The sequence below is a fragment of the Mumia sp. genome (assembly GCF_028803055.1).
Taxonomy (GTDB): Bacteria; Actinomycetota; Actinomycetes; order Propionibacteriales; family Nocardioidaceae; genus Mumia.
Map to the genome: position 1 here is coordinate 1 of NZ_JARBCJ010000101.1, position 11,940 is coordinate 11,940.

The following is an 11,940-nucleotide window of genomic DNA, read 5'->3' on the forward strand; positions in this document are numbered from 1 at the left end:
CCCGCCGTCGGACGAGGCGATGGTCCACGACATCCGGACGGCCAAGGACCTCGGCTTCACGATGCTGCGCAAGCACATCAAGATCGAGCCGATGCGGTGGTACCACCACTGCGACCGGCTCGGCATGCTCGTCTGGCAGGACATGGTCAACGGCGGCCGCCGCTATCACCCCGCGGTGGTCACCGCGCCCGTCGTGCTGCCTGTCCGGCTGGACGACTCTCGCTACCGCGTGTTCGGACGCGAGGACGCGGACGGCCGTACGGAGTTCCTGGAGGAGCTCGACACGACGGTCGCGCTGCTGCGCTCGGTCCCGAGCGTCGCGGCGTGGGTGCCGTTCAACGAGGGCTGGGGCCAGTTCGACGCCGACGCCGTCGCCCAGCGGGTCACCACACTCGACCCGAGCCGCCCCGTCGACCACGCGAGCGGCTGGTACGACCAGGGCGGCGGCGACATGACGAGCAGGCACGTCTACTTCCGGCGCTACCGTCTCTCGCGTGCAGACGCCGACGACCCGCGCGCGGCCGTGCTGTCGGAGTACGGCGGCTATTCCCATCGGGTGCCGGGACACGTCTGGGGCGACAAGGAGTTCGGCTACCGCAAGATCGCCGACCGCTCGTCGTTCGAGCGTGCCTACCTGCGCCTCCAGCACACCCAGGTGGGACCCGCCGTCGAGCAAGGGCTGACGGCCTTCGTCTACACCCAGCTCGCCGACGTGGAGGATGAGACCAACGGCTTGATGACGTACGACCGGAAGGTGCTCAAGGTGGACGCCGAAGCAGTACGAGAATCCAACCAGCGGCTGCGGCAGCGGCACGACCACGCGGCAGGTGGATCTGCACGCCCGCTGACCGTCGTCGAGCGGGAGATCACGGCGCCGGTGTCCCTGACGCTGCCCGACGGTCGTCTCAACCCCGACGCGGTCGGGTGGACGCGCACGCCTCTGATCACCACCGACGGCATCGGCCGTGGCCGCCTCGGCAAGGGGCGCAACAAGCGCTGGGAGTACTGGGCGGTGACGACCCCCACGCACGTGGTCGCCCTCGTGCTCTCCGACATCGACTACGCCGCCGTGCACGGCCTGTGGCTGCTGGACCGGACCACCGGCGAGACCATCGCGTACGACGCCATCGGCATCCTCGGCGGGAGCGCCACCCTGCCCGGCACGCTGGGGGCCGGCCCGGCCCGTGCCCGGACCAACAAGGTGCAGATCGCTCTCGACGAGGTCGACGGCGGGACGCGTCTCCGAGCCCGGACCGAGCGGGTGCAGGTCGACGTCGTCGCCCATCGACCCGAGGGGCACGAGTCGCTCGGCGTCGTCGTGCCGTGGAGCGACCGTCTGTTCCAGTACACGGTCAAGGACGTGGCGCGTCCGGCGACCGGCAGGATCCGCGTCGACGGGGTCGCCTCCGACCTTCCCGAGGGCGAGTCCTGGGCGACGCTGGACCACGGCCGCGGTCGCTGGCCGTACGCGATGCACTGGAACTGGGGTGCGGGGTCCGGTCGCACCGGCGGCCGGGTGATCGGGATCCAGGTCGGTGGGAAGTGGACCGACGGCACCGGGTCGGTGGAGAACGCGCTGGTCGTCGACGGGCACCTGTCGAAGATCAGCGAGGAGCTGGTGTGGAGCTACGACGTCGAGGACTGGATGGCGCCCTGGCGGATCACCGGTGGCACCGTCGACCTCACGTTCACGCCCTTCCACCTCAAGAGGTCCGTCACCGACCTCAAGGTCTTCTCGTCCCGGACGCACCAGTGCTTCGGCCACTGGAGCGGGCGCATCCAGGACGACACCGGGACCTGGGTCGAGGTCGACGGGCTCGTCGGATGGGCCGAGGACGTCCGCAACCGCTGGTGACGTCAGCCCTCGGGTGACCGCTCGTTCACCGCCGCCGCTCCGAGCCGACACCACAACGCCGCCCACTGGGCCGGGGCGAGGTCGCGCGGCAGCGCCGCTCGGCCGACGCGCGCCTCGGCCAGCGCACGCCGGAGGCCTCGCACCGGCGTCCCGGTCACCCGTACGAGTATCTGCTCGAGTCCCCTCCCCCGGCCGGTGAACACCGCCCGCACGAACCGCTCGTACCGGGCGCGCTCGGTCGTCGGCACCAGCGGGTGCTCACGCCGCTCGACGGTGAGGATCCCGCCGTCGACACTCGGCATCGGGGTGAAGTGGCTCGCAGGCACACGGTGATGCAGATCGAAGGCGAACCACGGTGCGCTCTGCGCCGTCATCATGGTGCTCCCTCCGACACCGGACCTCTTGCGCGCCACCTCCCACTGCGTCACCAGGACGGCGTGCTGCCATCCCGGCGACCGCAGCAGGCGCCGCAGGATCGGGGTGGTCAGGTGGAACGGGACGTTGCCGACGACGACGGGACGGTCGAGCGGTACGTCGAGCGCGTCGCCCTGACGGACGGTGACCCCCGGCAGCCGCGCGCGAAGGCGCTCGACGCGACGACGGTCCAGGTCGACCGCGAGCAGGTCGCGTCCGAGGCCGGCGAGCGGACGCGTGAGGGCGCCGTCGCCGCTGCCGATCTCGAGGATGGGGCCGTCCGTCGCACCGACGAGGGCGACGATGCGTTCGATGGTCGGACGGTGGTGGAGGAAGTTCTGGCCGAGCTCGTGCCGGCCGCCGTGAGGGGTGTGTGATCGCAAGGGAGCGCTCCAACCGCAGAGGAATGGAGCACCCGGGAGCGGGTGGGGTCGCCGACGCGCTGCCGGGTGCGGGGCATCCGGAGGACGACGCGATCGAAGGTGAGGCGCCGCGCCGTCAGGAGCGGCGGGGACGGATCACGAGGGGGCACGCGAAGGCGAAGCACATGCGCGCCACCTTAGGAGGTCGGTGCGACCTCGTCACCCGGTTTTGGCGTCGACCGGCGGCCGGCGGTCGGGTGCCCAGGAGTCGCGCCCGTCACCCTCGATGGGGAGCGGCGGGCCGAGGACGACGTCGGGCCGCACGGTCGCCTCACCGAGCCCGCGGACCCGGGCGAGCAGCTCACGCACGTCGGCGCGCAGGGCGTTCGCGTCGCCGACGCCGAGGCCGTACGCCTCCAGCCCCGCGTTGCGGGCGAGGTCGACGGCCCGCGCGATGTGGAAGTCCTGCGTCACCACGACCGCGGTCGAGACGCCGAAGACCTCGCGAGCCCGCAGCATCGTGTGCCACGTGTTGAAGCCCGCGTAGTCGGTGAACACGTCCTCGGGCGGGACGCCGGCGGCCAGGACGGCGTCACGCATCGTGTCCGGCTCGTTGTAGGCGTGCGTGCCGTTGTCTCCCGAGACCAGGATCTTGTCGACCGTGCCCGCCTCGTACAGGGCCACCGCCGCGTCGACCCGCTGGCGCACGACCGCCCCGAGAGTGCCGTCGGGTCGCACCAGCGAGCCGGGCACGATCGCCACCTGGGCGTGCGGAAGGTCGTCGGGATCGTCGACGATCCACTGGTCGGTGCGTGCCAGCACGACGGCGTTGGCGGTGCCGAGGAGGACGATGCCGGTCAGTCCGAGGACCCCGAGGACGACGACGGCCCGACGCGTGCGGTTCATGTCGGTCAGCGTAGGGGGCGGGCCGTCGGCCGTGTCATCGCCCGAGCCCCGACTCGATCGCGTACACGACCAGCTGCGCACGGTCGCGGGCGTGCAGCTTGACCATCGCCCGGCTCACGTGGGTCCGGACGGTGTCGGGGCTGACGACCAGCTCGTCGGCGATCTCCTGGTTCGAGCGACCGGTCGCGACCCAGCCGAGGATCTCGGTCTCGCGCTCGGTGAGGTCGCCGAGGCGGGGATGCGGACGCGACGCGGCCGACGTGCCCGCGAACCGCGTGATGACGGTCCGCGTCACCGACGGGGCGAGCAGCGATCCCCCCTCCGCCACGACGCGGATCCCGTCGAGCAGGGCGGTGGGCTCGACGTCCTTGAGGAGGAACCCGCTGGCACCGTGCCGCAGGGCTTCGAAGACGTACTCGTCGAGCTCGAACGTCGTCAGCATCACGACCCGCACCCCGGCGAGTGCCGGGTCACGGGTGACCTCCTCGAGCAGCGCCAGTCCGTCGAGCACCGGCATCCGGACGTCGCACAGCACCACGTCGGGCCTCGTACGGCGGATCAGCGCGAGCCCGTCCCGACCGTCGGCCGCCTGCCCGACCAGCTCCAGGCCGTCCTCGGAGTCGACGAGGGTCGCCAGTCCCATCCGGACCAGCGGCTGGTCGTCGACCAGCGCCACGCGGATCACGCGGGGTCCGGGAGGGTCGCGCGGACGACGAAGCCGCTGCCGCTGTCGTCGGCCGGCGTCACGTCCAGGGTGCCGCCGAGCTCGGCGACGCGTGCCCGCATGCCGGAGATCCCCATGCCCTCATCCTGGCCCTCTGCGGGTGCACCGCGTCCGTCGTCGCGCACGCTCACGACGACCGTCCCCGGCTCGCGCACGATCGCGACGACCGCCCGGCTCGCGTCCGCGTGACGCAAGGTGTTGGTCAGCGCCTCCTGCACCACGGCGTAGGCGACCTCACCGATCCGGTCGTCGACCGCGCCAGGCTCGCCTTCGCGGTCGACCTCGAGGCCACCCGCGCGTACCCGCTCGATCAGCGCGTCCAGGTCGCCCAGTCCGCGCACCGGGCGGCGAGCCGCCTCAGACTCAGCACCCGCCATGCGACCGAGCTCGGTCCGCAGCGCGTCCAGCGACTCACGGCTGGTGGCACGGATCGCCTCCAGGCTCTCGCGGGCCTTGTCCGGGTCGCGGTCGAGCACGTGCAGGGCGACTCCTGCCTGCATGGCGATCACGGCCAGTCCGTGCCCGACGCCGTCGTGCAGGTCCTGGGCCATGCGCAGCTGCTCCTCGCTCGCCGCGCGAGCGGTCCGGTCGGCGCGCGAGGCCTCGAGCTGGCTCACGACGGTGGCGACGGCACCGGCCGCCGCGACCACGGCGAGCAGTCCGATGGCCTGCCACACCTCCTGCGTCCGCTCCCCGTCCGTGACGAGCATCCGGAGGACGAGCGCGGTCGCCGCGAGGACGGCGGCGGCGGTGGCCCACGGCACCCACCGGTACGACGTCGCCCGCAGCACGGCCACGAAGGTCACCGTCGGGAGTGCCAGGAAGATCGGGCCGTCCGCGAATCCCGCGCCGAAGTAGACGGCCGTGCAGACACCGCTGGCCGCGACGGCCACCTCGGGTCGCCACGGGAGCACGGCCGGAAGGACGGCGAGCACCGCGACGATCACCGCGGCCGCGACCGCCCCGTGACCGGGGTCGACGTCGCGGTTGGCCGCAAAGGTGCCGAGCAGCACGACGGCCACCATCGCCCACCAGCCATGGGCGTTCGCCAGGACGCTGCGCCGGTCGCTCACGGGCCCGACGATAGACCGGCTAGAGCCCTGCGGCGTACGACCACGCGAGGCTCCGGCGTACGCGGATCCGCGTACGCCGGAGCCGCGACGCAGCGGACGCGACGCAGCACGCGAACGACGACCGTGGTGCCCATGAACGATCTGGTGGTGCAGACACACGGGCTGACCAAGAGGTACGGCGATCGACTCGCCGTCGACTCGGTCAGCATGACCGTGCGGAGGGGCGAGGTCTACGGATTCCTCGGCCCGAACGGGGCCGGCAAGACGACGACCCTGAGGATGATGCTCGGCCTGATCCGGCCGACGGCCGGCTCGGCGAGCGTCCTGGGGCGGCCGGCAGGTCGCCCCGACGTCATCGCGCAGGTGGGCGCCTTGGTCGAGGGGCCGGGCTTCTACCCGTACCTGTCGGGCCGCGAGAACCTGCGGACCTTGGCGCGCTATCGAGGACTCGGCGACGCGGCCGTGGACGCGGCATTGGAGCGCGTCGACCTCACCGACCGTGGGGGCGACCGGTTCAAGGCGTACTCGCTCGGCATGAAGCAGCGGCTCGGCGTCGCGTCCGCGCTCATGGGCGACCCGGAGCTGATCGTCCTCGACGAGCCGACCAACGGCCTCGACCCCGCCGGGATGGCCGACATGCGGGCACTCGTCGTCTCGCTCGCACGAGGCGGGCAGACCGTGCTGCTGTCGAGCCACCTGCTCACCGAGGTCCAGGAGATCTGCGACCGCGTCGGTGTCATCAACGGCGGTCGGCTGCTCCGTGAGGCGCGCGTCGCCGAGCTCCGCGGGGAGGCGACCCTGCGGGTGCGCGCCACCCCGGAGGACACGGCGCTCGCGGTCGCGATGAAGGCAGCCGGTGACGACGCGGTGCACCGTACGCCGCACGGGTTGGAGCTCGACCTGAAACCGGCGGGCGCGCCGGCGCTCGTCCGCGACCTGGTCGCGGCGGGTGTCGACGTCCACGAGGTGTTCCCCACCGAGCGCAGCCTCGAGGAGGTCTTCTTCGAGATGACGACGACCACGCAGACGACGCCCGCACAGACGAAGGAGACGGTGGCATGACCACGCTGATCGACAACCCGGTCGTCCGCAGCACACGAGCAGAGGTTCTCCGGCTGCGCAGGTGGCCGGCGGTGTGGGTGCTGGTCGCCGTCTGGGTGACCCTGGCTCTGGTGTTCGGCTACCTGTTCCCGTACCTGTCGTACCGGACGGGCGACCTCAGCTTCGCCGGTGACGGCGACACACGTGCGGGGCTGCTCGTCGAGATGCTGCCTCCGGCGCTCCCGGTCGTGCTCGTCCAGGGCCTGCCGATGTTCGGCGGCGCGCTGGCGCTGGTGCTCGGCGCGATCGTCGCCGGCAACGGCTATGGATGGGGCACGTGGAAGACCATCTTCACCCAAGGTCCGTCTCGTCCCGCCACGGTCGGTGGCTCGCTGGTCGCGCTCACGATCGCCGTCCTCGGCAGCCTCGCACTGACGCTGGTGCTGTTCGCCGGAGTCTCGCTCCTGGTCGCCGGCACCGAGTCGCAGGCCGTCACCTGGCCGTCGGCGGGTGCGCTCGCCGAGTCGTTCGGCGGTGGTTTCCTCGTCCTCGAGATGTGGGCGCTGCTCGGCTTCGCGCTCGGCACCGTGGCGCGCGGACCAGCGCTGGCGGTCGGTCTCGGTCTGGTCTGGGCCCTGGTCGTCGAGAACCTCCTCCGCGGGGTCGGCGCGCTGCTCGGCCCCGTCGAGGCGGTGACAGAGGTCCTGCCCGGGACGGCCGGCGGGTCGTTGGTCGGTGCGCTGATCGACGTCTCCGCCAACCCGAACGAGACCCCGGGCATCCTCGACGTCCTCTCGGGCGGCCAGGCGCTGACGACGGTGGCGGCCTACTGCGTCGGGCTCGTGGTCCTGGTCATCGTCCTGGTCCGTCGACGCGACGTCGCCTGAGCGGTCCTGCGTCCTGTGCAGGTCGTCCCGTACTCCCGGGACACCTGCACAGGATCTTCACGAGTTCGCGGCCTCCCCTGCGCAGCGGCGAACCTAAGGTCGAGGCATGAACACGACGGCAGCACGCGTCCTGGTCGTCGAGGACGAACGCCTCATCAACCAGTCCGTCGCCGACCGACTGGTCGCCGAGGGCTTCGAGGTGCGTCAGGAGTACGACGGCCCGAGCGCCGTCGCGGCCGCGGCCGACTGGCTGCCGCACGTGGTGGTCCTCGACGTGATGCTTCCGGGGTACGACGGGCACGAGGTGTGCCGGCGCATCCAGGCCGAGCGACCGCTGCCCGTCCTCATGCTCACCGCTCGCGACGACGAGACCGACGTACTGGTGGGTCTGGGGGTCGGAGCCGACGACTACCTCACGAAGCCGTTCAGCATGCGGGAGCTCGTCGCTCGGGTCCGGGCGCTCCTCCGGCGCGTCGAGCGGGCGGCATCGCTCGCGGCCGGCGCCCCCGGTCCGCGCACGGTCGGACCGCTCGAGATCGACCACGCGCGCCGTCTGGTCCGCCGCGACGGCGAGCTGGTCCACCTCACACCGACGGAGTTCGACCTCCTGGTGTGCCTCGCGGCGACGCCCGGCACCGTCCTGACCCGTGAGCGGCTGCTGGCCGACGTCTGGGACTGGCCCGACGCAGCCGGCACCAGGACGGTCGACAGTCACGTGCGCTCCCTTCGCGGCAAGCTCGGCGCCGACGTCGTACGGACCGTCCACGGGGTCGGCTACGCCCTGGAGGTGACCTCGTGAGACCGCTCGACCGGTTGGGCTCGATCAAGACCAAGCTCGGCGTCCTCGTCGCGGTGACGGTCGCCGTCGCTGCCGTCCTCCCGCTCGCGGGCTCGCGCCTCGGCCTCGACCCGCTCGTGACCGTCCCCGCGACCGTCGCCGTCGCCCTGCTCCTCACCCAGCTCCTCGCCCGCGGGATGACGTCGCCGCTGAGGGAGATGACGGCGGCCGCGAGGACGATGGCAACCGGCGACTACTCCCGCCGGGTCACTGCGTCGTCACGTGACGAGGTCGGCGAGCTCTCCCGCGCGTTCAACACGATGGCCGCCGATCTCGAGGCCGTCGACCGACAGCGCCGCGACCTCGTCGCGAACGTCTCGCACGAGCTGCGAACGCCGGTCACCGCGCTGCGGGCGCTGCTCGAGAACCTCGCCGACGGTGTCGTCGAGCCTGACCCCGAGCAGCTGCGTACGGCGCTCGACCAGACCGAGCGGCTCAGCCACCTCGTGTCCGACCTGCTCGACCTGTCCCGCGTGGACGCCGGGATCAGTGCCCTCGACGCCCAGCCGATGGAGGTGCGGCCGTTCCTCGAGGACGCCGTCCGCGAAGCGACGTTGACCGGACGCCCGGTGCGGTTCACGGTGCAGGTCGAGCCGTCCGATCTCGTCGTGCGCGCCGACCGTGCACGCCTCCACCAGCTCACCGCGAACCTCCTCGACAACGCAGCGCGTCACAGCCCGGACCAGGGCACCGTGACCATCCGGGCGCACCCCGGCGAGGGCGGCATGGTGCTGGAGGTCTCCGACGAGGGGCCGGGCATCGCACCCGCGCAACGTACGGCCGTCTTCGAGCGCTTCACGACCGGCACCGGCGCCGGTCAGGACGACGGCGGCACCGGCCTCGGCCTGGCGATCGCACGCTGGGTGACCGACCTGCACGGCGGCACGATCGAGGTCGCCGACACCACGACCGGATGCCGCATCCGCGCCTGTCTCCCGGAGGGACGACTCCCATGACCATCCCCGCTTTTCCCGCTCCTGCACCTCCCGCCAAGCCCACGCCCGCGTTCGACGTCTTCTTCGGTGACCTCTGGCCCGAGAAGTCGCTTGCGGCCCGTCCCCGGCTCGTCGCTGCGGTGGCGGCGGTGGGTGTGCTGGCCGCGCTCGTGCTGCCCCACCGGCAGCTAGGGCTCGGCACCTTCCTGGTCCTGGTGAGCGTGTGCGCCGTCGTCGCCCTCGCCGACCCGCACCTCCGTCGCCCGTACCATCTCGTCTCGGCCGCGCTGATCCTTCTCCTGCTGTCCACGCTCTTCCTGCGGGCCGCGGAGTGGCTCAGCCTCCTGTGCCTGCTCACGGCGTTCGTCGTCGGAGCCACCTCTCTCGGAGGAGCCCGGTCGGTCATCGGGATCGTCGCGTCGACCGGTCTGGTTCCGATCGGCTCGGTGCGCGGGCTGCCGTGGGTGGGGAGGTCGGTCGCACGGGGTCGGGGCGCACGGACGTGGGTGCCGGTCGTCCGGACCGTCCTGCTCTCCGTGGTCGCCGTCGTCGTCTTCGTCGCACTCTTCGCCTCGGCGGACGCGCTGTTCGCCCGGTGGGTGGACGCTCTCGTGCCCGACCTGACGCTGGCCGACACGCCCGCCCGGGCGTTCGCCGGGCTGGCGCTGGCCGCGCTGACCCTGGCCGGCGTGTACGCCGCGCTCAACCCGCCGCTGGTCGAGCGCCTCGCGCCGCCGCCGGGACCGCCGGTCGCTCGGCGCTTCGAGTGGCTGGTCCCGGTGTCCCTGGTGGTCGCGGTGTTCGGCCTGTTCGTGACCGCGCAGCTCACGGTGATGTTCGGCGGTCACGGCTACCTCCGCCGGACGACCGGACTCACCTACGCCGAGTACGTGCACCAGGGCTTCGGCCAGCTCACGGTCGCGACGATGCTCACGCTCGGGGTCGTCGCGCTCACCGCGCGCAAGGCGTCACGTGCCCGGGCGCGCGACCGGCTGCTGCTGCGCGTCGTCCTCGGCGCGCTCTGCCTGCTGACGCTGATCGTCGTCGTGTCCGCGCTCTCCCGCATGCACGTCTACGAGGAGGCGTACGGATTCACACGCCTGCGGCTGCTGGTGTCGTTCTTCGAGGGTTGGCTCGGCCTCGTCCTCGCCCTGGTCGTCGCCGCGGGGGTGCGCCTGTCGGGGTGGTGGGTGCCGCGCGCGGCGCTCCTCTCCGGAGCCTCGGTCCTGGTCGTCCTGGCGGCGATCAATCCCGACGCCTACATCGCCGAGCGCAACATCGCGCGCTACGAGAGCACCGGCAAGGTCGACTGGCACTACCTCTCTCAGCTCTCCGACGACGCGACACCCGTGCTCGCGGGGTTGCCCGCCGAGGTCCGCGGGTGCGCCACGGTCCGCCCTCCGCAGGCGGGCGACTGGCTGGCCTGGAACCTCGGCCGGGCGCGTGCGAGCGAAGTCTGGACTCCCAGTCTCGACAGCGGCGTCGTCTGTCCGAGCTGACCGGTCACCCCTCGGTGCACCGGAATCCGGTCATGGCGGCTTGTAGATCAGATATGATAGACAGGCTGATCTCGGCCGGCGAAGGTCCCGATGCCGGCCGGTCAGGACGACGAAGGAGCCACCGTGAGCACGCACCTGAACATGGCGACCGGGATCCGCGAGTTCGGACGGGCGACACCGCGCCGGACCGCGGTCGTCGACGGTGACCGGTCGCTGACGTTCGCCGGGCTCGACGAGCGGTCGAACCGGCTCGCGTCCGGCCTCCTCGCTCACGGCCTGCGGCCCGGCGACCCCGTCGCCGTCCTCAGCGGCAACCGCATGGAGTACTTCGAGATCGCCGCCGCGCTCGCCAAGGCCGGTCTGCCGATGGTCCCGCTCAACCCGCGCAACCAGGCCTCCGACAACGCCTACATCCTCGGGCACTGCGAGGCGCGCGCTCTGCTGATGGACGATGCGCTCGCGGCCGGCGCAGGGTCGCTCGTCGAGGAGCTCGACACGGTGATCTCCTTCCACGGTGGCTTCGGCCTCGACTACGAGACGTTCCTGGCGGAGTCGCGTGCGGTCGACCCGCGCACCGCCGTCGACGAGAACGACATCTTCTGCATCACCTACACCTCCGGGACGACCGGGCTCCCCAAGGGCGTGATCCTCACCCACCGCGGACGCGTCCTCACCAACTACGCCTCGGCGATCGAGTGGGGTCTCGGGCCTTCCACGTCGACGATGGCGGTCGCGCCGCTCTACCACGGAGCCGGGTTCGCCTTCGCCTACGCCGGCCCTCAGCTGGGAGGGACCACCACGGTCCTGACGTCGTGGGACCCCGAGCGGTTCCTCGCCGGGATGGCCGAGCAGAAGGTCAGCACCGTCTTCCTGGTCCCGACCCATGCCCAGCAGATCCGGCGGATGGTCGAGGAGCCGACGCGCGCCTACGACCTGTCCGCCCTGCAGACGCTCTACTTCAACGCCGCCGCCCTGCCGATGGAGCTGAAGGCCTGGGTGCACGAGGCGTTCCCCGGCGTGGGCGTCCACGAGCTGTACGGGTCGACCGAGTGCTCGGTCGTCACCGACCTGCGTCCGGAGGACTCGCTGCGCAAGCCCGGAAGTGTCGGGCACCCGTGGTTCATGAACGAGGTCCGCCTCCTCGACGACGACGGCCAGGAGGTCGGACCGGGAGAGCCCGGCGAGCTGTTCGCACGCTCGCCGCTGCTGATGAAGGGATACCTCAAGAACGAGGAGGCCACCCGGGAGGCGACGACCGACGACGGGTTCGTCACGGTCGGCGACATCGCGGTCCGCGACGAGGAGGGCTTCCTCTCGATCGTCGACCGCCAGAAGGACATGATCATCGCCGGGGGCGTCAACATCTTCCCGCGAGAGATCGACGAGGTCGTCGCCCGGCACCCCGA

The 11,940-nt window shown here is 71.9% G+C and carries 11 protein-coding genes; 7 read left to right on the forward strand and 4 right to left on the reverse strand.

From position 1 onward, the window contains the following. A partial coding sequence (locus tag PV363_RS10910; RefSeq protein ID WP_301022334.1) for a DUF2804 family protein occupies positions 1-1,855 on the forward strand: 1,855 nt, incomplete at its 5' end. Positions 1,856-1,857: 2 nt separating this feature from the next. Here the strand turns inward: PV363_RS10910 and erm are convergent. The 4 genes from erm to PV363_RS10930 form a co-directional block, all read right to left on the reverse strand. Continuing rightward, complete coding sequence (gene erm, locus PV363_RS10915) at positions 1,858-2,652, reverse strand: 23S ribosomal RNA methyltransferase Erm (protein ID WP_301022335.1); 795 nt, start codon at positions 2,650-2,652, stop codon at positions 1,858-1,860. Positions 2,653-2,850: 198 nt separating this feature from the next. After that, a complete protein-coding gene (locus PV363_RS10920; RefSeq protein WP_220365535.1) occupies positions 2,851-3,537 on the reverse strand; it encodes an ElyC/SanA/YdcF family protein in 687 nt (228 codons plus the stop codon). 34 nt (positions 3,538-3,571) lie between these two features. Continuing rightward, the gene (locus PV363_RS10925; protein WP_220365536.1) at positions 3,572-4,222 is read right to left on the reverse strand and encodes a response regulator transcription factor; all 651 of its coding nucleotides are present in this window, start codon (positions 4,220-4,222) and stop codon (positions 3,572-3,574) included. After that, entirely contained in the window at positions 4,219-5,334 is a 1,116-nt protein-coding gene (locus PV363_RS10930; protein WP_301022336.1) for a sensor histidine kinase, read from the reverse strand. The genes PV363_RS10925 and PV363_RS10930 overlap by 4 nt, the downstream gene beginning before the upstream one ends. Positions 5,335-5,466: 132 nt before the next feature. On the opposite strand from PV363_RS10930, the gene PV363_RS10935 reads away from it, so the two are divergent. The 6 genes from PV363_RS10935 to PV363_RS10960 form a co-directional block, all read left to right on the forward strand. Beyond that, positions 5,467-6,396, forward strand: coding sequence for an ABC transporter ATP-binding protein (locus PV363_RS10935; protein WP_220341024.1), 930 nt, complete (start codon positions 5,467-5,469; stop codon positions 6,394-6,396). Next, positions 6,393-7,262, forward strand: coding sequence for an ABC transporter permease (locus tag PV363_RS10940; protein ID WP_220341023.1), 870 nt, complete (start codon positions 6,393-6,395; stop codon positions 7,260-7,262). Before PV363_RS10935 ends, PV363_RS10940 begins: the two co-directional genes overlap by 4 nt. A gap of 106 nt (positions 7,263-7,368) precedes the next feature. Then, positions 7,369-8,061, forward strand: a complete 693-nt coding sequence (locus PV363_RS10945; protein WP_220341022.1) for a response regulator transcription factor — start codon at positions 7,369-7,371, stop codon at positions 8,059-8,061. Next, a complete protein-coding gene (locus PV363_RS10950; protein WP_220342575.1) occupies positions 8,058-9,056 on the forward strand; it encodes an ATP-binding protein in 999 nt (332 codons plus the stop codon). Before PV363_RS10945 ends, PV363_RS10950 begins: the two co-directional genes overlap by 4 nt. Continuing rightward, entirely contained in the window at positions 9,053-10,534 is a 1,482-nt protein-coding gene (locus tag PV363_RS10955) for a DUF4153 domain-containing protein (protein WP_301022337.1), read from the forward strand. The genes PV363_RS10950 and PV363_RS10955 overlap by 4 nt, the downstream gene beginning before the upstream one ends. A gap of 123 nt (positions 10,535-10,657) precedes the next feature. Further along, positions 10,658-11,940, forward strand: a 1,283-nt coding sequence (locus PV363_RS10960; protein ID WP_301022338.1) for an AMP-binding protein, incomplete at its 3' end; no start/stop codon positions are given.